This window comes from Pseudoalteromonas tetraodonis (assembly GCF_002310835.1).
Classification (GTDB): domain Bacteria; phylum Pseudomonadota; class Gammaproteobacteria; order Enterobacterales; family Alteromonadaceae; genus Pseudoalteromonas; species Pseudoalteromonas tetraodonis.
Genome location: NZ_CP011041.1, coordinates 1625678 through 1649675 on the forward strand (window position 1 = coordinate 1625678; position 23998 = coordinate 1649675).

The 23998-nt window shown below is 39.9% G+C and carries 21 protein-coding genes and 1 tRNA gene; 12 read left to right on the top strand and 10 right to left on the bottom strand.

The features are described from left to right. Window positions 1-159 precede the first annotated feature (159 nt). Both PTET_RS07500 and PTET_RS07505 read left to right on the top strand, forming a co-directional pair. Window positions 160-1233, top strand: coding sequence for a sensor histidine kinase (locus PTET_RS07500; protein ID WP_008110465.1), 1074 nt, complete (start codon window positions 160-162; stop codon window positions 1231-1233). Then, a complete protein-coding gene (locus PTET_RS07505; RefSeq protein ID WP_008110464.1) occupies window positions 1230-2054 on the top strand; it encodes a LytR/AlgR family response regulator transcription factor in 825 nt (274 codons plus the stop codon). The genes PTET_RS07500 and PTET_RS07505 overlap by 4 nt, the downstream gene beginning before the upstream one ends. A 60-nt stretch (window positions 2055-2114) precedes the next feature. Here the strand turns inward: PTET_RS07505 and pyk are convergent, their stop codons facing one another. After that, a complete protein-coding gene (pyk, locus tag PTET_RS07510) occupies window positions 2115-3551 on the bottom strand; it encodes a pyruvate kinase (RefSeq protein WP_008112452.1) in 1437 nt (478 codons plus the stop codon). 350 nt (window positions 3552-3901) lie between these two features. Here pyk and gndA point away from each other — a divergent pair, with 350 nt between their 5' ends. Next, on the top strand, window positions 3902-5275 hold the full coding sequence (gene gndA, locus PTET_RS07515; RefSeq protein ID WP_013464864.1) for an NADP-dependent phosphogluconate dehydrogenase: 1374 nt from the start codon (window positions 3902-3904) through the stop codon (window positions 5273-5275). A 66-nt stretch (window positions 5276-5341) separates the two neighbouring features. On the opposite strand, the gene ansA is transcribed toward gndA, so the two are convergent. Next, complete coding sequence (ansA, locus tag PTET_RS07520; protein WP_008112456.1) at window positions 5342-6352, bottom strand: asparaginase; 1011 nt, start codon at window positions 6350-6352, stop codon at window positions 5342-5344. A 70-nt stretch (window positions 6353-6422) separates the two neighbouring features. Beyond that, window positions 6423-8288, bottom strand: coding sequence for a signal peptide peptidase SppA (gene sppA / locus PTET_RS07525; RefSeq protein ID WP_008112457.1), 1866 nt, complete (start codon window positions 8286-8288; stop codon window positions 6423-6425). Between the two features lie 322 nt (window positions 8289-8610). Here sppA and PTET_RS07530 point away from each other — a divergent pair, with 322 nt between their 5' ends. The 6 genes from PTET_RS07530 (at window position 8611) to PTET_RS07555 (ending at window position 13410) form a co-directional block, all read left to right on the top strand. Further along, window positions 8611-10572: an oxidoreductase gene (locus PTET_RS07530; RefSeq protein WP_096038410.1), complete on the top strand. Its 1962-nt coding sequence runs from the start codon at window positions 8611-8613 to the stop codon at window positions 10570-10572. Window positions 10573-10966: 394 nt separating this feature from the next. After that, the gene (locus PTET_RS07535) at window positions 10967-11515 is read left to right on the top strand and encodes an NAD(P)H nitroreductase (RefSeq protein WP_013464866.1); all 549 of its coding nucleotides are present in this window, start codon (window positions 10967-10969) and stop codon (window positions 11513-11515) included. A gap of 203 nt (window positions 11516-11718) precedes the next feature. Further along, window positions 11719-12096 (top strand): hypothetical protein, encoded by a 378-nt coding sequence (locus PTET_RS07540; protein WP_174818629.1) that lies wholly within the window; start codon window positions 11719-11721, stop codon window positions 12094-12096. A 98-nt stretch (window positions 12097-12194) separates the two neighbouring features. After that, window positions 12195-12285: transfer RNA gene (locus PTET_RS07545), tRNA-Ser, on the top strand. Between the two features lie 114 nt (window positions 12286-12399). Continuing rightward, window positions 12400-12723, top strand: coding sequence for a hypothetical protein (locus PTET_RS07550; protein WP_013464868.1), 324 nt, complete (start codon window positions 12400-12402; stop codon window positions 12721-12723). A 69-nt stretch (window positions 12724-12792) separates the two neighbouring features. Then, complete coding sequence (locus PTET_RS07555) at window positions 12793-13410, top strand: FKBP-type peptidyl-prolyl cis-trans isomerase (protein ID WP_008112467.1); 618 nt, start codon at window positions 12793-12795, stop codon at window positions 13408-13410. 78 nt (window positions 13411-13488) lie between these two features. Here the strand turns inward: PTET_RS07555 and PTET_RS07560 are convergent, their stop codons facing one another. After that, complete coding sequence (locus tag PTET_RS07560; protein ID WP_096038411.1) at window positions 13489-15879, bottom strand: TonB-dependent receptor; 2391 nt, start codon at window positions 15877-15879, stop codon at window positions 13489-13491. Between the two features lie 173 nt (window positions 15880-16052). Beyond that, window positions 16053-16442: a YkgJ family cysteine cluster protein gene (locus PTET_RS07565; protein WP_096038412.1), complete on the bottom strand. Its 390-nt coding sequence runs from the start codon at window positions 16440-16442 to the stop codon at window positions 16053-16055. 208 nt (window positions 16443-16650) lie between these two features. On the opposite strand from PTET_RS07565, the gene PTET_RS07570 reads away from it, so the two are divergent. The 3 genes from PTET_RS07570 to PTET_RS07580 all read left to right on the top strand — a co-directional run bounded on the left by PTET_RS07570 (window position 16651) and on the right by PTET_RS07580 (window position 18311). After that, complete coding sequence (locus PTET_RS07570) at window positions 16651-17076, top strand: tetratricopeptide repeat protein (protein ID WP_008112472.1); 426 nt, start codon at window positions 16651-16653, stop codon at window positions 17074-17076. Window positions 17077-17213: 137 nt separating this feature from the next. Beyond that, entirely contained in the window at window positions 17214-17687 is a 474-nt protein-coding gene (locus PTET_RS07575; protein ID WP_096038413.1) for a hypothetical protein, read from the top strand. Between the two features lie 27 nt (window positions 17688-17714). Continuing rightward, a complete protein-coding gene (locus PTET_RS07580; protein WP_096038414.1) occupies window positions 17715-18311 on the top strand; it encodes a DUF1287 domain-containing protein in 597 nt (198 codons plus the stop codon). Between the two features lie 97 nt (window positions 18312-18408). On the opposite strand, the gene yfaE is transcribed toward PTET_RS07580, so the two are convergent. The 5 genes from yfaE to ubiG form a co-directional block, all read right to left on the bottom strand. After that, the gene (gene yfaE / locus PTET_RS07585; protein WP_008112475.1) at window positions 18409-18681 is read right to left on the bottom strand and encodes a class I ribonucleotide reductase maintenance protein YfaE; all 273 of its coding nucleotides are present in this window, start codon (window positions 18679-18681) and stop codon (window positions 18409-18411) included. Continuing rightward, on the bottom strand, window positions 18681-19811 hold the full coding sequence (gene nrdB / locus PTET_RS07590; protein ID WP_013464873.1) for a class Ia ribonucleoside-diphosphate reductase subunit beta: 1131 nt from the start codon (window positions 19809-19811) through the stop codon (window positions 18681-18683). Before nrdB ends, yfaE begins: the two co-directional genes overlap by 1 nt. A 73-nt stretch (window positions 19812-19884) precedes the next feature. Next, on the bottom strand, window positions 19885-22167 hold the full coding sequence (gene nrdA / locus PTET_RS07595) for a class 1a ribonucleoside-diphosphate reductase subunit alpha (RefSeq protein WP_016899924.1): 2283 nt from the start codon (window positions 22165-22167) through the stop codon (window positions 19885-19887). Window positions 22168-22578: 411 nt separating this feature from the next. Next, complete coding sequence (locus PTET_RS07600) at window positions 22579-23259, bottom strand: HAD family hydrolase (RefSeq protein WP_096038415.1); 681 nt, start codon at window positions 23257-23259, stop codon at window positions 22579-22581. Continuing rightward, window positions 23259-23969 carry a bifunctional 2-polyprenyl-6-hydroxyphenol methylase/3-demethylubiquinol 3-O-methyltransferase UbiG gene (ubiG, locus tag PTET_RS07605; protein WP_013464876.1) on the bottom strand — a complete coding sequence of 237 codons (711 nt, stop codon included), beginning with the start codon at window positions 23967-23969 and terminating at the stop codon, window positions 23259-23261. The genes PTET_RS07600 and ubiG overlap by 1 nt, the downstream gene beginning before the upstream one ends. Between the last annotated feature and the right edge of the window lie 29 nt (window positions 23970-23998).

Sequence of the window (23998 nt, forward strand, 5' to 3'; positions counted from 1 at the left end):
TTTGTTTAACGTAACAACTAAACCAGAACTGAGCATCCATCCAGTGTTTATTTAATTTATTGTTTGCGATAGGGCTATTAAAAAGTAAGACAGTTGGTAGTGCTATACCTGACGATAAATCGATATAATAGTGACAAATTTACAAGGTAATAATTAATTTTGAATTGGCAGTCTTTAATTGATAACAGACAACGTTTTTTCTGGCTTTTGCAAATTGCAGGCTGGATAGGTTATGCGTTAGTTAACTATATTGGTTCTAAAGTATTCGAAATGCGTGATATTTACGTATTCGTTATTTTACTAAACGCCTATGCGGGCTGTTTAATGACTGTGCCTCTGCGTTATATTTATCGCAAAATTTGGAATGCCTCACCTTGGGTATTAATTATTGTTGTATTTGGCGCCTCTTATATAACCGGTACATTATGGGCCGTGGTGCAAAAGTTTAACCTGTGGGAAATTTATCGCCACGGATACCGTCCTGAAGAATGGTTTTATTATTTACAACAAGGACTTGATTCTGTTTATATTATTTTGTGTTGGAGTGGTTTGTACTTTGGTGTTAAGTATTACCAGTTATTACAAAGTGAACGTCAAAAAGCCTTAAAAGCAACCACAATGGCGCACGAAGCGCAGTTAAAAATGCTTAGATACCAGCTAAATCCTCATTTTTTGTTTAATACGCTCAATGCAATATCAACCTTAGTTTTGGTAAAAGAAAATAAAGATGCTAACTTGATGGTATCTAAATTGAGTGACTTTTTACGCTATACGCTTAATACTGATCCAATTAAAAAAGTGCCGCTGGAGCAAGAGTTACATGCATTAATGCTCTATTTAGAAATTGAACGTGTACGTTTTGATGAGCGCTTACAAGTTAATGTGGACGTGAGTGAGCAGGCCAAACAAGCGCTAGTGCCAAGCTTAATATTACAACCGATCATCGAAAATGCCATTAAGTACGCCATTGCCCATATGTCAGAAGGTGGTGTTATTGATATAAAAGCGCAAGTTTTTGCTAATGAATTATTACTTGAAGTGGGCGATAATGGGCCTGGCACTGATATTGAAAATGGTCAGTTAGTTAATGCACAAGGCGTAGGGGTGGCAAACACCCGAGACAGATTAAAAACGCTCTACGAAAATAATTACTCGTTTGTATTATCACATAATACGCCAAGTGGGTTAAAAGTTAATCTGCGAGTCCCGTTTGAGAAGGCTGTGAAGAAATGACAAGAATAAAAACGCTTATTGTTGATGATGAACCATTAGCACGTAAAGGTTTAGCCGTCAGGCTTGAAGAGTTTTCTGATATTGAAGTGATCAAACTGTGTAGCTCAGGTTTTGATGCGATTGAAAGTTGTAAAAACGAAAAAATTGATCTTGTCTTTCTTGATATTCAAATGCCTGGTATGAACGGTTTTGAAGTCGCACGTGCTTTAAGTGAAAGCAGTAAAGATTTACCTGCCATTGTGTTTGTTACGGCGTTTGATCACTTTGCTGTTAAAGCATTTGAAATTCATGCTTTAGATTACATTTTAAAACCCGTTGATGATAACAGATTAAAACAGGCGGTAGAAAAAGTGCATACCTATTTAAAAACTCAGCAGGATAACGCCCATAAGAAAAAACTAGCGAGTTTCGTAGCAGGGATAACAGGCAATAACTGCGAAGAAATTTTAAAGAAATTAGCCACAGGCGATACCCTTACAGATCGTCGTTATCCTGAGTCATTGGCCGTAAAAGAGCAGGGCGAAATTGTCAGAGTACCCGTTGCTACAATACAGTGGGTAGATGCGGCAGGTGATTACATGTGTCTGCATTGCCAAGATGGGCAAACGCATATATTACGTAAAACCATGAAAGAGCTTGAACAAGAATTGGATCCAAGCTTATTTGTACGTGTTCATCGCAGCGCGATTGTTAACACCAAACAAATTAGCAAGCTGGTAACTCAGGTTAGTGGTGAATATTTATTAGTGTTAGATAACGGACAAGAGCTTAAAGTAAGTAGAAGTTACCGTGATAAAGTAAAAGCAGCATTAGCTAGCTAACTTTAATAAATAGCATAAAAAACGCGAGCTTTTAGCTCGCGTTTTTTATGCGCGTTACAGTTACGAAACTGTGACTATTTTCATCGTGTTGGTTGCACCAATCGTTTCCATCGCATCACCGTGGGTAATAATCACGGTATCGCCTGCTTGTAATGAGCCTGCGGCTACGAGTGTGCTTAGTGCATCTTTAACCATGCTATCTTTTTCACATTTTGTAGAGTCAAAAAATACAGGGTAAACACCACGATACAGCGCTGTTTGACCTAATGTACTTGCATGACGTGAAAGTGAATAAATAGGCAGTCCAGAGCTAATACGCGACATCAATTTTGCCGTGCTACCTGACTCAGTCAAGGTGATAATCGCTTTAACAGAGTCTAAGTGGTTAGCTGCATACATAGCTGATAAGGCAATTGATTCGGCATTAGAAGAAAAACGGCTGTCTAAACGATGTTTAGAAACGTGTGTTTCTTTTTGTGATTCAGCACCTAGACAAACACGCGCCATAGTAGCAACGGTTTCTTCCGGGTAATCACCAGCGGCTGTTTCAGCAGAAAGCATCACTGCATCTGTGCCATCAAGTACTGCATTGGCAACATCCATAACTTCTGCACGTGTTGGCATAGGGTTATCGATCATCGATTCCATCATCTGCGTAGCGGTTACAACGGTACGGTTCAATGAACGAGCACGACGAATAATGAGTTTTTGTTTACCCATTAGTGCAGCATCACCAATTTCAACACCTAAGTCGCCACGGGCAACCATAACAGCGTCAGACGCTAAAATAATGTCATCAACTGCCTCTTGTGTTTCTACTGCTTCAGCACGCTCAATTTTAGCTAAAAGCTGTGCATTAGAGCCTGCAGCTTCCGCAAGTGAACGCACATAACGCATATCATCGCCACTGCGAGGAAAAGAAACCGCAATGTAATCAACGCCAATTTCAGCAGCAGTGATTAAATCTTCCTTATCTTTTTCCGTAAATGCAGGTGCCGTTAAGCCTCCACCTAAACGGTTAATCCCTTTATTATTAGAAAGTACGCCGCCAACAGTCACAATGGTATGAACTAAGTGACCTTCAACACTTTCTACGGTGAGTTGAATTAAGCCATCGTTTAATAGCAATAAATCACCAGGGGCAACATCTTGTGGTAGCTCTTTGTAGTCAATACCGACGGCGTTAATATCGCCTTGGCCTTTTTCCATTTTGGCATCAAGAATAAATTTTGCACCAACAGATAAGGTCACTTTGCCTTCTTTGAAGGTTGAAACGCGAATTTTTGGGCCTTGTAAGTCAGCGAGAATCGCGATGTGCTTACCAAGTTTAGTTGCAATATCTCGAACAGCTTGTGCACGGTCTTTATGATCTTGTGCAACACCGTGTGAGAAATTTAATCGAACGACATTTGCGCCTGCACGAATAATTTTTTCTAAGTTATTATCTCTATCTGTTGCAGGTCCAAGTGTCGCGACTATTTTTGTACGTCTTAACATTAAATTCTCCTGTGTGCTTTTTTTAAGCAAGTTGACGGTTATTTTGTTTTTAGCGATTACTAATAAAGAGCAATCTTTAGTTTTATGCAATTTTTATAACATTGCGACTATTATATACAAAATGAATATGTCATCATTATGACACCGGTGTCACAGGGCGTCAATGATCTAAAAATTTAAATAGCACTGCTATTTCTTCCCCTGAGAGGGCGGTTGTTTGATATAATTGCGGCGTTTATTTTAGCTGTAATAAATGCATGTAGCTTTGCTCATGGCTGCGGTCTGAGTATAATGCACGCGGTATTATTTTAATTTACTAACCAAATAGTTGTTACCGAGGAGGGCACTAAATGCAAGTTGCATTAGTAGGGTTAGGCGTTATGGGGAAAAATCTTGCCCTGAACTTGATTGAAAAAGGGATAACGCTTGTCGCTTATGACAAAAACCCAAATGCGGGTGAAGAATTACTAAGTTGTGCTAAATCACAAGGCATGGCTGATAAACTTCACATTGTCTCTGATCTAGGGGATATGGTTAGGCGTTTAGAAGCACCGCGTTCTATTTTATTACTTGTGCCTGCTGGCGAGTTAGTTGATGCGGTTTGCAACGAGCTTATTGAAGCGGGTGTTCAGTGTAGTGATATTATTGTTGATTGTGGTAACAGTAATTATAAAGACGGTATTAACCGTAAGCTCAAATACCAAGATAAGTTTGAATTTGCCACTATGGGTATTTCAGGCGGTGCCGAGGGTGCACGTCACGGTCCAGCTATGATGGCCAGTGGTTCTGAAGGTGGCTGGGAGCGTGTCGAGCCATGGTTTACAAAGGTTGCTGCAAGCTATAAAGGCGAGTCGTGTTTTGCGCGTGTGGGCCAGTCAGCTAGCGGCCATTTTGTAAAAATGGTTCATAATGGAATTGAATACGCACTCATGCAACTGATTGCAGAAATGTATCAGCTATTGCGTCACGGCACTAATCGCTCACCTAAAGAAATTGCAGAGATATTTAACGAATGGTCTCAAGGGCAGCTAAATAGCTATTTACTGTCAATCTCAAGCCATATTTTATCACTTGAAAATTCGCATAATGTGCCGCTTGTAGATTTAATTGACAATAAAGTAGGCGCAAAAGGCACCGGTTTATGGACAGCACAAAACGCCCTTGAATTAGGTATTGCGGTACCGTCGCTAGTGGCTGCTGTACAAGCTCGTCATTTAACCAATGCGTGTAATACCACTGCCGCACAAGAAATGACATACAGCGCACAAAATACCACGCAAGTTGATATTGATTTAGATGAATTAAAAGATGCGTTTACCCTTGCGAGCCTATTGGCATACCGTCAAGGACTTGCATTAATTAAAGGCGCTTCACGAACTCATCAATGGAAAGTTGATTTAGCGAAAACGCTACAAACATGGCGTGCAGGGTGTATTATCCGTGCTGATTATCTAGATAGTGTAGCGCAAGGCGTTGAGTTTATTGATACGCTTGAAAAAGAGTCATTAGCGATGCGTAAAGTGACTGGCCAAGCCGTTATGACGGGTCTGGCGTTTCCTGTGCTTAGTGCAACACAAACCTACTTAGCAACGTTAACAACACCAAGTAATGGGCACTTAGTTCAAGCCCAGCGTGATTACTTTGGTGAGCATGGCATTAAAACCCACAGTGGTGAAACGTGTCATTTAACTGACTTAGTTGATATTGACGCAAAAGTTCGTTAATAAAATCTAAGTAATCAAAAAGGACGCTAAGTAGCGTCCTTTTTTGTTATTCGCTTAACTGATTACTTAACGGGTCAGCTCACCACGCAGGTTATCTTGCATTAAATGGCGAATTGTTTCAATTTCTAGGTTTTGACTAAACAAGTAATGCAGCTTAGTTAAGCATGCTTCTAAGGTCATATCGTAACCGCTGATCACGCCTATGTTTAACAGCGCATTACCCGTGGCATAACCGCCCATGTTCACTTGGCCTTTTAAACATTGGGTTAAATTAGTAATAATAACACCCCGTTTACTTGCTTCATCCAGAATATCTAAAAACTCAGGGTCTTGTGGCGCATTGCCTACGCCAAAGCTTAGCAGTACGAGGGCTTTAATATTGCCATTAACTAAGCTTTTTACTACTTCTTTGCTGATCCCTGGGTATAAATACAGCACGCCAATAGCTTGCGGTGTAATAGGGGTAACTTGGAGTTCATTTTCTACATACGGGCTTAATTGCCCTTTGATCAGCTGAATATTAATACCTGAAAGCGCAAGCGGCTCTAAGTTAGGTGAGGCGAATGCATCAAACCCATCTGCATGGGCTTTGGTGGCACGATTACCTCTGAACAACTGATTATTAAAAAATAAGCTGACTTCTGCAATTGGGTAGTTAGCCGCTAAATACATGGCATTAAGTAGGTTAACTTGACCATCAGAGCGTAATTGAGACAGCGGAATTTGTGAGCCGGTCACAATAATAGGTTTAGTTAAGTTTTCAAACATAAACGACAGAGCTGATGCAGTATAGGCCATAGTGTCAGTACCATGCAGTACCACAAAGCCATCGTAATCTTGGTATTTACTTTTTATGTCATCGGCGATGAGTTGCCAATGAGCAGGTGACATATCTGAAGAATCTATAAGCGGGCAGTATTCATGAATATCAAATAATGGCATTTCTTCACGATTAAACTCTGCGTTATTAACCACGGTTTCGGTTAAAAACCCTTCAGCAGGAATATAGCCGCGAATTGATTTTTTCATTCCTATGGTACCGCCAGTGTAAGCGATATAAATGCGTTTACGTTTCATAAAAAAAGCCCAGTAAAAAAACTGGGCTTAGTATAACGCTAACTGCTAATCAATACAGCCTGTTAAGGCACTATTGTGCAACTGTACACTCTAAACAGCGGGCATAAACACCTTGTGGATCGTTATAATCTTTTAGGTTTTCTACTTCACTGCTTAATTGTTTAATAACACTTTGCAGATTAGCTTGGCTGGCTAATACTGCTGTTTTTTGTGTTTCAAGCCCAAGTACTGATTTAACGGCGGCACTGCCGAAAATATCTTGAAGCATTTTTTCTTGTGGGCTAAGCGATTGCTTAATTGTTTTAACGTCATAGTAGTTAAGCTTTGCAAGCTCTGCAGCTGCTTTAATCGCATCTTGTTTATTACCAAGTTTATCAACTAAACCAAGCTCTTGAGCTTGAGAGGCAATCCATACCCGACCTTGGGCAATTTTATCAACTTGCTCTGGGGTCATATTACGTGCCTCAGCAACCACATCTAAAAAGCGTCCATACGCTTCTTCAACACTCATTTGAATAACTTTAGCCATTTTCTCGTTAAGTGGGCGAGTGATTGAAAAACCTGCCAATTCGGTGGTCGCTACGCCATCTGAATACACGCCTATTTTAGCGAGGGTATCTTCAAATGTCATAAAGGTACCAAATACGCCAATTGAACCGGTAATTGTACTCGGCGCTGCCCAAATTTCATTGGCCGCCGATGCAATCCAATAACCGCCTGATGCAGCTACTGAGCTCATTGATGCAATAACGGGTTTACCAGCAGCTTTAAGTGCAAGTACTTCAGCACGAATTACTTCTGAGGCAAACATGCTGCCACCGCCTGAATCTATTCGTAAAACCACCGCTTTAACCTTGTCATCAAGTCGCGCTTTGCGAAGTAGGGCTGCAGTTGAATCACCACCAATTTCACCAGCACGGCGCTCACCATCAACAATAGTGCCTTTAGCAACCACAACAGCGACTTTTTCAGTCATAGGGTTATCAAACTCAATAGGCGGTTTTACTAAACTTAAGTATTCACCAAAAGAGACTTGTTTAAATGTTTTTCCATCTTCATTTTCTCCAACCAATTCAATTAATTGTTGGCGAATTTGCTGATTGGTTTTTAATGAATCAACCCATTGGTTATCCAGTGCATATTTACCGGCATCACCATTAGCGGCTTGCATTTTAGCTAAATAAACATCCATTGTTTCATCAAAGTTTGACTCATCAAAAGGACGTACAGCACTAACGTCTTGCTTATATTCATTCCATAAAGCACCAAGCCATACACGGTTTGCTTCTTTAGCTGCCTCTGACATATCGTTTCTGATAAACGGTTCAACGGCCGATTTAAAGGTACCTACACGGAATATATGCTGAGTGACTTCTAATTTTTCTAATGCGTCTTTGAAGTAAAGCGGGTACATACCGTAGCCTTCAATAAGCACACTACCATAAGGATGCATCGCAATTTCGTCTGCATGCGCGGCAATGTAATATTGTGCTTGGGTGTAGTAATACCCTGAGGCAATCACTTTTTTACCAGTTGCTTTAAATGTTTCAAGTGCCTGTGTAATTTGTTTGAGCTTATTTAAATGTGCTTTTGGCATTTCTTGTAAATCAAGCAAAATAGCGCTTATACGCGAGTCTTGTGCTGCTTCATTAATTACTTCAACTACATCGTCGAGCAATATTTCACTGGGTGAGTCAGCACTGGCCGTTGCATCATTAATAGCGGCTTCAACAGGGTCTATATAGGTTTTTTCTTCGACAATAGGGCCATTAAGGTTAAGTCTAAGAACAGAGCCCTCTTCGACAATAATTTTATCACCGTCACTTGATACCGATACGATAAAAATGACGACCAAAAATAAAAACAATACGTTGAGTATTAAACGACGTGAGAAGTTGATCCCCGTCCATATACCTTTAAATACCTTTGCTATCAAAATAGCTCCTTAAATTGGTACAGCTAAAACGTTATTGCCATCTTAGCGTAGAATATAAATAAATTTAACTGCTAAATCGTAACGAAACATTTATAAATTCAATTACACTTGAGATTAAACACGTGTTTATTTAATAAATAATTACTGAAATTATGGCTGTAGTCACTACTTTTAACTCACGCTATTGGTCAAGATAAACGCAGTCAACAGGTTTTAAGTTAAAAAATTATTAAGTTTAATCTGCTCATATATTGCTTATTGTTGGTCATTAAAGCAGAATTGACTAAATGCACACAGGTTAGACCAGTTATTGGGGCACAGGATGTTAGAACAAAAATTAGAACTAAAACACACACAATTACGCAACCGTTTAGTAATGGGATCAATGCATACCGGCCTCGAAGAGGGATGGCATAATCGTAAACGCCTACGTGCTTTTTATGAAGCACGTGCTAAAGGTGGCACAGCAATGCTCATTACGGGGGGATATAGCCCTAATCTTCGCGGCAAGTTAACGCCTATTTCATCATCATTTAATAGTTATTATGATGTTTTTAAACACCGTGCTTATACGCAAGCTGTTCATCAACATGGTGGTAAAATTTGCCTGCAGTTATTGCATGCTGGGCGCTATGCCTATCATCCATTCAATCAAGCCCCAAGTGCGATAAAAGCACCGATCAACCCTTATAAACCTAAGGCTATGTCTTTAAGTTCAATTAAAAAAACCATTAAAGATTTTGCTCACTCTGCATATTTAGCAGAAAAAGCAGGTTACGATGGCGTTGAGGTGATGGGCTCTGAAGGTTACTTAATTAATGAATTTATGGCACCGCATACAAACAAACGAGACGATGAGTTTGGTGGCAGTCTTGAAAACAGAATGCGTTTAGCTGTTGAGATTGTAAAAGCAGTAAGAGCTAAAGTTTCAGATAAATTTCTAATTATTTTTAGACTGTCTGTTATCGATTTAATTCCGAATGGCTCAACTCCTGAGGAAGTAACACAACAAGCTATTGCACTTGAAAAAGCAGGTGTTGATATTTTTAATACTGGCATTGGTTGGCATGAAGCTCGAGTACCGACAATTGCAAGCATGGTACCCCCAGGCGCATTTAAAGAAGCGTCAAAGCGGTTGAAAGATGTCATTAGCGTGCCTGTTATTGCCGTAAACCGCATTAATACACCAGAAATTGCCAATGATATTTTAACGGCGGGTGAAGCTGATTTAATCTCTATGGCGCGTCCTTTACTTGCCGATCCTGAGTTTTTTAATAAATACCAAGCGAAGCGCTCTGACCATATTAATATTTGTATTGGGTGTAATCAGGGCTGTTTAGACCACGTATTTAAAGGTAAACGTGCCACGTGCTTAGTTAATCCACAAGCGGGTTTTGAACTTGATTACCCTCTAGAAAAAGCCGCAACAGCTAAAAATGTATTAGTGGTTGGAGCGGGTCCTGCTGGGCTTTCTTCAAGTTGTTACTTAGCGCAAAAAGGTCACAATGTAACGCTTATTGACCAAAAGCAGCATATGGGTGGGCAGTTTAATTTGGCCATGCAAATACCAGGTAAAGAAGACTTTAACCATACATTGGCTTACTTTACCAATGAACTTAAGCGTTTAAACGTCACTATTGAATTAGGTAAAGCATTTGATGATGGTATGCTAAGCCAGTTTGATGATGTGGTTTTTGCCACGGGTGTAAGGCCACGTGAAGCCTCTATAGAATGTAGTGATGACAAACGTGTTTTTGCCTACGATGAAGTCATTCGCGGTGAGGTTGAACTTGGTAACTCGATTGCGATTTTAGGCGCAGGCGGTATTGGTTTTGATATGGTGGCATTTTTAAGTGAACATAAATCACAAAGTATCAGCGACTTTAAAACCCAGTGGGGAATAGAGTGCGATGCTCAGCCTCACAAAGATGATCGTCAACTTTATATGCTTAAACGCAGTGAAGGGCGCTTTGGTGGTGATTTAGGTAAAACAACTGGTTGGATACATCGTCAAGTTGCTAAACAACATGGCGTTAAGCAAATTGCCAATTGCCAATACCATCGTTTTGATAAAAACGGCCTAACTATCAGTGTTGCTGGCGAAACGCAAGTATTGCCAGTTGATACTGTGATTGCTTGTATTGGCCAAGTGTCTAATGACGAACTATTTAAGGCGCAAGCAGAGAATGCCAAGGTTCATGTTATTGGTGGCGCTAAACTAGCAGCGGCTATTGATGCCAAGCGCGCTATACTTGAAGCTTTACAAGTTGCACGCAGTATTTAATATGCAATTTAAGTAAGTACACGGGTCTGATTATTTTTTAAAGATAGTTAACTTTTAATCAGACCCTTATATTGTTGTTTTTTACCTTACCCCATTCCTTGTATAGCTAATAAAGACGCTATTGCGACTTTCAATGGTGCCTCGGCTACAACGCTTAACTGGCAAAATTAAACCTATAAAGCCCCTCATTAGTTCGACCTAATTATTTACACGCAAAAGGCGAGCGCCACTTTGTAATGGCACAAATACACGGCTATTTTGGTTGCGATATTATTTGTGTGCTTTTTTAACCTAGGTACTTTCTTGATAAGCAAATAATAACAGCGGGTGCCCATTATATTTTAACCTAAGGGTTTCAATGGTATGCTATTGTTTTGTCTTTTGAGTAATTATAATGGATGCTATTGAGCTTTTATTAACCCGCCAGTCAGATGCAAAACTGACAGAGCCAGGCCCTAATGAAGAACAACTAAACATTATTCAGCAGGCTGGGCTCAGAGTTCCCGATCATGGCTGTATTGCGCCTTGGCAATATATTATTGTTCAAGGGGATGCACGTCATAAGTTGGGTGAAATTTATTATCAAAGCGCTTTGGCCGAGCAGCAAGCTGAAAAAGTAATTAATCGTGCTAAAGAGTTACCCCTTAGAGCACCCATGATCATTATTGCCATTGCAAAATATCAACAACATCCAAAAGTACCAAGAATAGAACAAGTTCAAAGTGCAGGCTGTGGCGTGCTGGCTATGCAACAAGCCGCATTTGCACAAGGGCTTGGCGGTATTTGGCGCACAGGTTACTTTGCACAAAGCCCCAGTGTTAAACACGCGCTTAACTTAAACAATGATGATGAAATAGTGGGTTATTTGTATTTAGGGACGCCAGCAGTTGAGTGTAAAAAGTCACCGCGCCATAAACCAGAAAACTATTTTAGTTTTTTGTAGCAATAGGATGAACTTTTTATATTCAATATAGTCATAATTCATTAAGTTAATCGTGTTACACTACCGCGGTTAATATTGTAGCTGCGAGAAGCGCACGGAAGCACCATACGCAATAAATCTTCTTCAGTTTGTTTTTTAATCGGTTGTTTTTTGGTAATGTATGGAAAGTCTTACCAATAATAACGATAAAGAAGACGAAAATGATGGGAAATTTATTTTTACGTGAAAAAGAAAACTGGTTTGCTTGGTCAATCTGGGGTGTTGTTGGCGCGCTTGCGACATTTTATGTTGCAATGAATACACAAACAGCTCACTTTATTGCTGCAACTGCGATGGGTGTCCTAGTACTGCTTACATGGTGGATGCAACAGTCTCGACGATTTGATTTTGGCAGAGCCTTTAAAATATGCTGCTATGTTCTATTATTCACCGTACTACCTTCGTTTGTGTTAGTTGTGATCCCAAGTGATGATTTAAACCGCTTCGATTTAATATTTCAAAGTATTGCATTTTTAACTGCCAGCTTATTGGTGTGTTTAGTATGTTCTTGGATTGCCCGCAGACCTAAACAATATTACTAGGGTTTATGACTATCCTGATTAATATTTAACTATTTAACCGGTTTTAGTAAAATAGGGCTTTACAAGCTAAGCGTATGATCTTATTATGCGCGCCGTACGGAGAGATGGCAGAGTGGTCGAATGCACCGGTCTTGAAAACCGGCAGGGGTTTATAGCCCCTCTAGGGTTCAAATCCCTATCTCTCCACCATTATTTAAAAAACCGCCTTATTGGCGGTTTTTTGCTATCTGGAGCTTTATTATGTCACAGTCCCCGGAGTTATCCTTTTCTAAACGTTTACTCAAGCACATCCTGCTATGGACTGTGTTTGGTTATTGTTACCAAAGTGCCATATCGTTATTACAAAAAATGGCCATTGATGCATACCCAGATAATGCGCTGATGATGACTTTCTTATATGGCATCGGGTTTAATCTTTTATCCGGGCATTTAATCACAAAATACGATCATTTTTGGCCAGTGTGGGGCGCGTTTTACATTGGCATTATCGGTTTGGTGGCTGTGCCTCTTTTGTTGATCGGCGTGGTCGGATTGTTGCCGATGAGCTTACTTGTTGGAATTTTGCTCAGTTTACCTGTGTGTACCTTTGCTATTGGTTTAATTAAAGAAAAACTCAATAAAAACTAGCCCCAAACGGCTTTTATTTTGTGATAGCATATACGGGTCTTTTAACTAACAAAACGTGAATAACACATTATGTCAGATAATTTTACTACAGATGCTGAAAAAGCAAGTTACGGTATTGGCTTACAAATGGGTGAGCAACTTAAGGCTAACCCTTTTGAAGGTTTAAACTTAAATTCAGTATTTGAAGGCATGAAAGATGCGTATGCAGGCAGTGCTTTTCAAGTAGAGATCCCTGAGATCCAAGCTGCATTTGAGAAAATCAACGAAGAGATCCAAGCTCGTCGTGAAGAAGAAGCTAAAGTATTGGCTGCTGAAGGTATTGCATTTTTAGAAGAAAACGCAAAACGTCCTGAAATTACAGTTACTGAGTCAGGTCTTCAGTACGAAGTACTTGCAACAGGTGAAGGCGAAAAGCCAACTGCAGAGTCTACAGTACGTGTTGATTACCACGGTACTTTAGTAAACGGTACTGTTTTTGATAGCTCATACGAGCGCGGTCAACCTGCTGAATTCCCAGTAGGTGGCGTGATCAAAGGTTGGACTGAAGCATTACAAATGATGCCAGTAGGTACTAAATGGCGTTTATACGTTCCTCATGAGCTTGCTTATGGTGAACGTGGTGCCGGTGCTGCAATCGCACCTTACTCAACTCTAGTATTTGACGTTGAGTTACACGCAATTCTTTAATTAGAATTTAGTTGTAAAAAAACCGCATTCATTATTACGAATGCGGTTTTTTATTGTCTGATTAAAAATGAGCGCGTTTTAAAAGTAGCCTCTAACGCCAAATTGGAAGTTACGTCCAGGAAGAGGTGCCGTATCTTTAATAAATGAACTATGTACAAAACCAAGTTCATCAGTAATGTTATCAACACTTAGGTATAGCTGCGTGTCAACTGCGCCTAAATCAAGTTGATAATTGGCTTGTAAATCAATTAATGTATAGCCATCCGTTGCCGTTTCGTAAGCACTAATATCATTTTGCTCAAAGTAATGGGTTCCTGTTAAGGTAAATTGCGCATTACCTAGAGTATATTGTAGTTCTGAGCCCAATTTATTGGCAGGGATACGTGGTAAATTACCTTCATTATCTTTTAGTTTGGCGCGAGTAGAGTCACCAAATACTTTTACCATGGCGCTGGGGTTTATTTGATAATGTGCATCAAATTCAAAACCATAAAGCTGCGCATCTTTACTGGTAAATTGATAAACATCAATTGCATCGCTGTGTCCATTGGCAGCAGACTCAAAGCCATCCATCTCATCAAACACTAATCCGGTGTTTTGTTGATAATAAAAGTTTTTAATATCGTTATAGAAAAAGTTGACGGTGTAGCCAAAGTCACCGCTAAAACGACGTAAACTAATATCAAGATTGGTTGAGGTCTCTTGTTTAATTTCTTCAGGTTCAAAATGCGCTTCTGCCCCTTCAATATGATAGCCCAAACCAAGCTCATAAGTACCTGTGGCAACATGCACACCATTAGAGAGTAACTCAGCTGAAAGTGGCGCACGCTCTGAATGTGATAAGCTAACGGCTAGGTTGTGACTTGGCATATACTCCCAAATCGCACCGGCTGAGGCACTTACATTAGTAAAGCTTTGGGTGTAGTTAATAGTCTCATCTGCCGATACAGGTTGTTCATCATGGCTGTGCTGATGTGTATCTACATCACTTTTGATATCATAATCTTCTAGGCGGGCGCCAAGCTCTACGGTGACATCGCCAAATGTGCGTTCTTCAAGTAAATATAACGCATGAGTGGTAGTGACACTTGCAGGCGTAAACGCTTCTTCGCCAATTGCATCGTAATCAGATTCACTATAGTGATAGCCAATCATGCCATGCCATTGGCCTAACTGATGCTCTACATTTAAACGTGCTTCAGTGGTTTCGTTACTAAACGTGGTGCCAATCGCGCCATCTTCAATTTCACTGTGAGTGTAGTCGGTGTAGCCAAGACGAAGATTAATCGATTCAATCCAGTTATCATGAAATGCATAACTTACCAGTCCTTGCCAACGATCTTGCTCTAAATGAGCATAAACGGGAGTTTCTGCGTGTTCTTCATCCGCGTGCGCTTCATGATCGCCTTCTTCTTCATGGGCATGACCGTGATCATGTGAATGCCCAGGAATGCCATAATCTGTTTCAATATTGCCGTATGAAAAGCCAACAGTTAAATGCTCACCGACATAGCTGGTACCAAAGTTTACTGTTTCACTGTCGATAAAGGTATTTTCAACTGAAGTGGCTGTTTCTTCATCGCCCTCAATGTGTACTTCACCTTCTTCATGTTCATCCGGTAGGTTAAAGCGAGGCGTTTGATAGTCATCACCACTGCGTTTGGTGCCATCAAAATGAAAATTAAAGTTATTGCTGCCTGTTTCTAATTTTGCCGCATAGGTGTTCGCATTTGAAACGGTATCGTGTGTGTATTGTGCCGCTCCCGAGAGTGCGTCAATATTATTGGTTGGAATACGGTTATCAACCACATTTACTACACCGCCAATAGCACCAGAGCCATATAGTAGGGTGCTTGGGCCTCGTAGTACTTCAATTTGTTCAGCGGCTAAGCTATCACTTGATGTTGCGTGATCTGGACCGATACGTGATGCATCACTGCTATCTAAACCGTTTTGAGTAATTTTAACACGAGGACCACCTAGGCCACGAATAATCGGACTTGAAGACACAGGACCGAAGTAGCTAGCGTTTACTCCTGGTATTCCTTTAAGTGTTTCACCTAGGGTCGGTTTCGCTTTATTTTTTAGTTCATCCCCTGATAGTACGCTTACAGGTGAAATCATTTCTAAGCTATTTTTATGCAGTGCCGAGGCATACACAACCACAGTTTCAACCGAAGACGGCTTTAATGTAACAGTAATTGTATCGTCTACATTCTCAAGCGATATACGTGAATCGATGTAGTTATCTTTACTAATATGTAATTGGCTTTTAGCATCTATGTCGATGCTAAACTGACCTTGTTCATTGCTTTTCACGCTTTGTGACTTTCCATGAACATGGATAGTTGCATTAGCAATAGGTTGTTTTTTTGAATCTGTTACTGTGCCGTTAATCGTTGCTGCTAGGGCAGAGTGAGAACACAAAACAGACAGTAGCGCTGAGGATATGAGTGTTAACTTTGTCATAATTACTTCGAATCGTGGTTGTTATGTTGTGATATAATATAACACTACAAAATGGCATCATCAACAATGTTATACTATAACTTTTAATTTTGCGTTGAATGGCAAAATAATCGCGTTAAATTTACATTACCAGCTCATTATTACAGATCAGTGCATTTGTTATATTTATTCGCTTAAGAGCGGCTGTCTATCATTAGTATGTCTAATTTTTTTTGTGCTTTGAAAGGATTTTGTTTATCGATTAGTTCAAGCATTTCACAGTCATCGTTTATCATTTCTGAAATTAAGCTTGGGTAGTGTCGGCAATCTTGAGGACGGTCATGGTAAATACTGCACGTATATTTATCTTTTTCTTGTGGATATTTTTTACTGCTAAGTACTAAAAATGGGCATTGCGTTAATTGCTCGCCTGTTTTGGGAGCAAACCATAACTGATCGTTTTTAACATATTGAAATATTTCTGGGTTGAATAACGCCCACATTTCAATTTCATCCTGATTTGTATCTAAATCTGCCGCACCATATTTAGTGCAGCATTTACCGCATTGATTGCAATTTTGCATAGGGTAGGTATTTACTATTGCGACTTAAATTAAGCGTTAAGTGTAGCACTGTAATATCCAGGTTTTTAAATTAAACCTCTGTTTTTATCGCTTATAATACTTTTGTAACAACGCAGCGCTTAATAATAATGTACTATTAGGGAATATATTTCGAATACGATGCCTTTAATAAATCAAAAAAGGCGCGTTAATAAGGTAGCAATTAATTATGAATACTAAAGTATACAAAGCGGTTCACGATTTGGCGGAAAAGCTGATGGCAGCGGCTAATAAAAATGATACTAAACAGTTTGAATCTTTATATGCTGAGCTAAAAGCTATTTGTATTGAAAACGAAAATACAGCGAAAGATCACCCTGTTCAGTGGGAAACATTGGCTGATTTCACCGAAGAGCTAGAAGAAGCTATTGAGACTTACGAAAAAGCGTTACAGAAGTCGATAGAAATTAATAACAAAGATCATATGTCGTCTGTTGCCTTTTCTATGGCTACTTTACAGCTTGAGCTGGGTGATAAAGAAGCGGCAATTAAAAATCTGCAAGATGCTAAAATCAGTGCAAATAAAATTGAAGACAAAGAATTAAAATCAGAGATCCATGAGTTATTAGAATCATTGGTTGAAGAAGAAGGCTAGACAATTTTATAGCCATTATTAATAATCAGCGTCAGTAATAATACCATTGGCGCTTTTTTTTTTTGATAAAAGCAAATTCTGCGTCATTAAATATTTATGCTTAAGTTAAGTCACTAAGCAAATCTTTTGGAGAAAACATGCTAGCGCAAATAGAACAATGGATTGATAAAACGAATAGCGAGTATGTTCATCAAAGAATATGCTGTGATACATTTGTTAGCGAATTTGCTGGCTTTTACCCGCATGATTTTTTGAAAACTGCATTTTATGTGGTTGTTGAACACATTCCCAAGCCTGACTTTACTGGTTTACGTGAAATTGGTTTAAGCGATTTTATTGACATGGATGTAGCAGGGATCACCTATAAAAACACTTATTACATATTACCTCATGTTGCGCGTAATTTAAGAGTGCATTTTCATGAGCTGGCTCATGTCGTTCAATGGCACGAGCTCGGTGCTCACGCTTTTATTATGCGCTACATCAATGAAATCCAAACCTGTGGTTATGATGATGCTCCGCTTGAAAAAATGGCCTATGCACTTGATGCGCACTTTACCAGCAATGGAAATAAATTTAATATTCCTGACTATATTACTCAACAGCTTTAGTTAATAAATATTATAAAAGGAATTTATATGTTGCGCTTTGTGCTCTATTTACTAGCTTTATCTGCCCTTGATGTAAAGGCAGCCGATTTTAATCATGATATTGTCAACGCATTGATCCACAGAACAACGCAACAAGTAACTTACGATAGCGCCTATCATAGGCTTGAATACCCTGGTGGCGATGTACCCGCTAATATTGGTGTATGTACTGATGTTATAATTAGGTCGTATCGACAGCTTGGTATTGATTTACAAAAGTTAGTACATGAAGACATGCAGGCCAATTTTCGCGCATATCCTTCTAAGCGTATTTGGGGATTAACCAAGCCAGATAAAAACATTGATCATCGACGTGTACCTAACTTACAGGTTTACTTTGAGCGCCATGCTCAAGTGTTATCTAAATCGCATAATGCAGCTGATTATAAAACCGGTGACATAGTCACTTGGATGCTGCCAGGCAATTTACCGCACATAGGTATGGTCGTTAATCAAATAGCGCAGGACAGTGGTCAACCGCTTATTGTGCACAATATTGGTCGCGGACCTGAAATGAGCGATATGCTTTTTGCTTATACAATTACGGGTCATTACCGATTTGTACCTGCTACTTATTCAGAGTAAATAACACGGCTATAATCGCGATTACTTGAGTAATAATTGCAGAAACAGGTAAGTGAATAAAGCGAGCTGTTAGGCATTATACTGTGTGGTTTGCTAGTTACTTTAAATTAATACTGATATCACCATTGGGCTTGCAGCAACACAATAGTATTTCACCATCACGCACAAAGGCTAACGGTTCTTCATTGTAATTGACTTCACCAGAGACAAGCGTAGCACGACACGCACCACAATATCCCTCACGGCACTGGTAAGCAACATCAATTTTATTCGATTCTAAGCAGTGTAAAAGAGAAGGGCAGCCAGCGGTAAAATCTAAGCACTGGCTGTTATCTGCAAGCGTGACACTTGCAGTGGTTCTATCAGTCATTATAAATCAAAGTCACCAAATTCAGCTGCATCAACCTGTGAATCAATTTGACCTACAAGGTATGAGCTAATTTCCGCTTCTTGTGGAGCAACTTGCACGTTATCAGAAACAAGCCATGAGTTGATCCATGGAATAGGGTTACTGTTATTATCAAACTGTGCTGGTAAACCAATAGCAGTCATGCGTGCATTGGTAATGTATTCAACATACTGACATAAAATATGTTTATTTAAGCCAATCATTGAACCATCTTTAAACAGGTACTCGGCCCATTCTTTTTCTTGCTCTGCAGCGTCAACAAACATCTTGATTGCTTCTTCACGGCACTGTGCAGCAACAATTGCCATTTCAGGGTCGTCTTTGCCATCTTGCATAATATTTAAAATATGCTGAGTGCCTGAAAGGTGAAGCGCTTCATCACGGGCAATAAGCTTAATAATTTTAGCATTGCCTTCCATTAGCTCACGCTCTGCAAACGCAAATGAACACGCAAAGCTGACATAAAAGCGAATAGCTTCAAGAATGTTCACTGACATCATCGCCAGATACAATTTCTTTTTCAGCTCAAATAAATTAACCACAACGGTTTCACCATTAATGTCATGTTTGCCTTCACCGTACAGGTTGTAAAGCGACACCGAGTTAATTAAATCGTCGTAATAAGTGGTTACGGCATCGGCACGTTCACTAATTTTGTCATTGCTAACAATGTCGTCAAAAATGAGTTCAGGGGCTTGAGTTACATTACGAATAATATGTGTGTATGAACGGCTGTGAATGGTTTCACTAAACGCCCATGTTTCAATCCATGTTTCAAGCTCAGGAATTGACACAATTGGCAATAGTGCAACGTTAGGCGAACGGCCTTGAACACTATCAAGTAAAGTTTGGTATTTTAAGTTACTTAAAAAGATATGTTTTTCGTGATCAGGAAGCGCTTGAAAGTCTAAACGGTCTTTACTTACGTCAACTTCTTCAGGACGCCAAAAGAAAGACAATTGTTTTTCAATCAGCTTTTCAAAAATAGGGTATTTTTGTTGATCGTAACGTGACACGTTAACGGTTTGACCAAAAAACATTGGCTCTTGCATTTGGTTATTATGATTTCTGCTAAAAGTAGTATAAGACATGTTTATCACTCAAAAAACTATCACTAAAACTATCAGGACAAAGCGGGCAAGGCGCCCGCTTTAAGTTTAACTATTAAATTTTACACGCGCCGCCTGCACAATCATCATCTTCCACTTCTGGAGCGTCTTCTTGTGCGTCTGATGCGCCATCACGGGTGTTATGGTAGTACAGCGTTTTAACACCTAGCTTGTAGGCACCAAGTAAGTCTTTTAATAAGACTTTCATAGGTACTCTACCGCCTTCGTATTTATTTGGATCATAATTAGTATTTGCTGAAATCGTTTGGTCGATAAATTTCTGCATTATTCCTACTAATTGTAAGTAACCATCGTTTGATGGGATATCCCACAGTAACTCATAGCTATCTTTAAGGCGTTCGTACTCAGGGACAACTTGTTTTAAAATACCGTCTTTACTTGCTTTAACACTAATATGGCCACGCGGTGGCTCAATGCCATTGGTTGCATTAGATATTTGCGATGATGTTTCTGATGGCATTAATGCGCTCAGTGTTGAGTTACGCATACCGTGCTCTTTAATGCTGGAACGTAACGCGTCCCAATCAAGATGAAGTGGTTCATCACAAATTTTATCTAAATCACGTTTGTACGTATCCGTTGGCATAATACCTTGTGAGTACGTTGTTTCGTTAAATTTAGGACAGGCACCACGCTCTTTTGCCAGCTCATTAGATGCTTTCATTAGGTAGTACTGAATCGCTTCAAATGTTCTGTGCGTAAGCGCATTTGCGCTGCCATCTGAATAACGCTTACCGTTTTTAGCTAGGTAGTATGCGTAGTTAATAACGCCTATGCCTAGCGTACGACGTCCCATAGTTGCATTTTTAGCTGCAGGTACTGGGTAGTCTTGGAAATCAAGTAGGTTATCAAGTGCGCGTACCGCAAGCTCAGCTAACTCTTCTAGTTCATCTAAAGACTCAATGGCACCTAAGTTAAACGCAGATAATGTACAAAGTGCAATTTCACCTTCTTCATCATTCACGTTGCTAAGAGGCTTAGTTGGTAACGCAATTTCTAAACATAAGTTAGATTGACGAATAGGCGCCACTTTTGAGATAAACGGACTGTGTGTATTACAGTGGTCAACGTTCTGTAAGTAAATACGACCCGTGCTAGCACGTTCTTGAGCAAACATAGAGAACAGCTCAATCGCTTTAATTCGTTTTTTACGAATTGACTCGTCTTGCTCATATTTTACATATAGCGCGTCAAACTCGTCTTGGTCTTCAAAAAATGCATCGTAAAGGCCAGGCACGTCAGAGGGGCTGAATAACGTAATGTAATCGTCTTTAATTAAACGTGAGTACATGAGTTTATTAAACTGTACGCCGTAATCTAAGTGACGTACGCGGTTATCATCAACGCCACGGTTGTTTTTAAGCACTAATAAGTTTTCAACTTCTAAATGCCAAAGCGGGTAGAAAAGGGTTGCTGCGCCACCACGTACACCGCCTTGCGAACAGCTTTTAACCGCTGTTTGAAAGTGCTTATAAAACGGAATACAACCTGTGTGGTACGCTTCACCGTTACGAATAGGGCTACCTAGTGCACGAATACGACCTGCATTAATACCAATACCAGCACGTTGAGAAACGTATTTAACAATTGCTGATGATGTAGCATTAATTGAGTCTAGGCTATCGCCACACTCAATAAGTACACATGAGCTAAACTGGCGTGTTGGTGTACGTACGCCCGACATAATTGGCGTAGGTAAAGAAATTTTAAATAATGAAACCGCATCATAAAAACGTTTGATGTAATCAATACGTGTATCACGAGGGTAATCAGAGAATAAGCTTGCAGCCACTAAGATATATAAAAACTGCGCGCTTTCGTAAATTTCACCCGTTACACGGTTTTGAACTAGGTATTTACCTTCAAGCTGTTTTACTGCTGCGTAGCTAAAGTTAAGATCGCGAGAATGGTCTAAGTACGCATCTAGCTCATCTAATTCTTGCTCTGTGTAATCAACGAGTAAATGTGCATCGTAGCGTTTTTGTTCAACCATGTTAGTAACATGGTCAAAAAGACGCGGTGGTTCAAACTGGCCATAGGCTTTTTTACGTAAATGGAATACAGCTAAACGAGCAGCAAGGTACTGATAATCAGGCGATTCTTTTGAGATCTGATCCGCAGCAGCTTTAATAATCGTTTCGTGGATGTCTTTAGTACGAATACCGTCATAAAATTGAATATGCGATTTTAGTTCAACTTGTGAAACCGAAACGTTATTTAAACCTTCGGCGGCCCATTCAATAACGCGATGGATCTTATCAAGATCGAGTGGCTCTTTACGACCGTCACGTTTGCTTACAGATAACTGTTGGTTCATAGCTTTGCCTGTATTCCTTGGGAATTAAATATTTTTGACCAATGCGTGCACCTAAAAAAGCGCAGTGCCTATTCGTTTATTGTTATTTTCACCGGTTTGGTGAATTTAATTGAATAACATTTAGCCACAATATCTGGTGTTGTTCAAATTAGAGATCACAAGATAGTGTGGTCTGGGATCTTTTGCAAGGGACAGAAACCGCTCTCATTGTGGATAACGTTGGGATAACGCAATTGTGTTAGTAGGCATTAACCTTTGATCATTCGGTTAAGTTGAAATTTGTAAAAATCAACTAAGGAAAGATTAAATTTACGCTTTTTTAAAATAAATTTTGTCTGCTTTTTTTATCATCAAGCTTTGCGTAAAAACTAACACAATCACAATATGTAGTGTTTATTAATTAACATGGCACTATATGTGGTTAAATGCATCTATAGGACTGTGCCAATTAAAATCCGCATTCCAAGCCAATGCCTCGTCAACACTCGGTACATATCCCCATAGTGCGGTTGCGGTGTGCATATTGGCTGCTTTACCTGCCTGAATGTCACGCTGCGCATCACCTATATATAAGCAACGCGAAGGATCTACACTCATTTGCTCAGCGCAATACAGTAAAGGAAGGGGTGAGGGCTTAGATTCAGCTAAGGTATCACCGCTAACCACAATACGTGCATTTTTTAATGCAGGAATCGCTTTGACTAAAGGATCAGTTAAAAATCCGGGCTTATTAGTCATAATTCCCCAGGGTATTGCTTTGTTATCAAGTGCGATTAATAATTGCTCTATTCCTACAAAACATCGAGTATGGGTAGCAATATTGGCAGCATATTGCGTGACTAGCTCATGTAAAAGTTGCTCTTGCGGCTGTTGTGCCCAGCTTTCTTTAAAACCAGCAGCCAATAAAGCGGCAGCACCGTTTGAAGCCGCGGGGCGATATATATCACTGCCCACTTGGGGTTGTTGATGATTTTGCAGCACGGTGTTTAGTGCGGCGCCTAAATCATCAGCGGTATCGAGTAAAGTGCCATCTAAGTCAAACAGCAATGCTTGATATTCCATTGGGGCAATGGGGGTTTGAGAGCTTGCCATCACGCTAACTTCTCAAAATGCAGCATATAATTTACGCTTACATCATCATTCATTGTGTATTGCTTAGAAAGCGGGTTGTAACTTAAACCAGCACTGGCACGTACTTTTAAGCCAGCTTGCTCTGCCCATGCAATTAATTGTGCAGGTTTAATAAATTTTTTATGGTCGTGCGTACCTTCGGGGACCATTTTTAACAGTTTTTCTGCCCCGACAATAGCGTATAAGTAAGCTTTTGGGGTTTTATTAAGAGTAGAGAAAAAAACATCAGCCCCCGGTTTTGCCAATTTAGCCACCGCATGAATAATAGATGCAGGGTCGGGGACGTGCTCTAACATTTCCATACAAGTGATCACATCAAAGCGCTCAGGGTGCTCATCTGCAAACTGCTCTGCAGGTACTTTTATATACTCAACGGGGACACTTGTTTCTAAGCTGTGTAACTTGGCGATAGTTAAAGGCTCTTGGCCCATATCGATACCTGTTACGTTTGCGCCCATTCGCGCCATGCTGTGACTTAAAATGCCACCACCACATCCTACATCGAGGGTTTCTTTATCAAATAATCCTTTGGTTTTGTCTGCGATGAAATCTAATCGTAATGGATTAATTTCGTGAAGCGGCTTAAATTCGCCTTCTAAATCCCACCAACGTTCTGCGATGGCTTCAAACTTTGCTATTTCTGCGTTATCTACATTTTGATGTTCGGTCATAAAATACTTCCTCGTCAATCTGAGGCCAT

Excerpts from the sequence above, each read along its gene's own strand:
- PTET_RS07560 (WP_096038411.1), bottom strand. The coding sequence starts at position 15,879 with ATGACAAAGTTAACACTCATATCCTCAGCGCTACTGTCTGTTTTGTGT.
- ansA (WP_008112456.1), bottom strand. The coding sequence starts at position 6,352 with ATGAAACGTAAACGCATTTATATCGCTTACACTGGCGGTACCATAGGA.
- PTET_RS07505 (WP_008110464.1), top strand. The coding sequence starts at position 1,230 with ATGACAAGAATAAAAACGCTTATTGTTGATGATGAACCATTAGCACGT.
- PTET_RS07535 (WP_013464866.1), top strand. The coding sequence starts at position 10,967 with ATGGATGCTATTGAGCTTTTATTAACCCGCCAGTCAGATGCAAAACTG.
- PTET_RS07575 (WP_096038413.1), top strand. The coding sequence starts at position 17,214 with ATGCTAGCGCAAATAGAACAATGGATTGATAAAACGAATAGCGAGTAT.
- PTET_RS07530 (WP_096038410.1), top strand. The coding sequence starts at position 8,611 with ATGTTAGAACAAAAATTAGAACTAAAACACACACAATTACGCAACCGT.
- nrdB (WP_013464873.1), bottom strand. The coding sequence starts at position 19,811 with ATGTCTTATACTACTTTTAGCAGAAATCATAATAACCAAATGCAAGAG.
- yfaE (WP_008112475.1), bottom strand. The coding sequence starts at position 18,681 with ATGACTGATAGAACCACTGCAAGTGTCACGCTTGCAGATAACAGCCAG.
- pyk (WP_008112452.1), bottom strand. The coding sequence starts at position 3,551 with ATGTTAAGACGTACAAAAATAGTCGCGACACTTGGACCTGCAACAGAT.
- ubiG (WP_013464876.1), bottom strand. The coding sequence starts at position 23,969 with ATGACCGAACATCAAAATGTAGATAACGCAGAAATAGCAAAGTTTGAA.
- PTET_RS07570 (WP_008112472.1), top strand. The coding sequence starts at position 16,651 with ATGAATACTAAAGTATACAAAGCGGTTCACGATTTGGCGGAAAAGCTG.
- PTET_RS07555 (WP_008112467.1), top strand. The coding sequence starts at position 12,793 with ATGTCAGATAATTTTACTACAGATGCTGAAAAAGCAAGTTACGGTATT.
- nrdA (WP_016899924.1), bottom strand. The coding sequence starts at position 22,167 with ATGAACCAACAGTTATCTGTAAGCAAACGTGACGGTCGTAAAGAGCCA.
- PTET_RS07565 (WP_096038412.1), bottom strand. The coding sequence starts at position 16,442 with ATGCAAAATTGCAATCAATGCGGTAAATGCTGCACTAAATATGGTGCG.
- PTET_RS07580 (WP_096038414.1), top strand. The coding sequence starts at position 17,715 with ATGTTGCGCTTTGTGCTCTATTTACTAGCTTTATCTGCCCTTGATGTA.
- PTET_RS07540 (WP_174818629.1), top strand. The coding sequence starts at position 11,719 with ATGGGAAATTTATTTTTACGTGAAAAAGAAAACTGGTTTGCTTGGTCA.
- gndA (WP_013464864.1), top strand. The coding sequence starts at position 3,902 with ATGCAAGTTGCATTAGTAGGGTTAGGCGTTATGGGGAAAAATCTTGCC.
- PTET_RS07600 (WP_096038415.1), bottom strand. The coding sequence starts at position 23,259 with ATGGCAAGCTCTCAAACCCCCATTGCCCCAATGGAATATCAAGCATTG.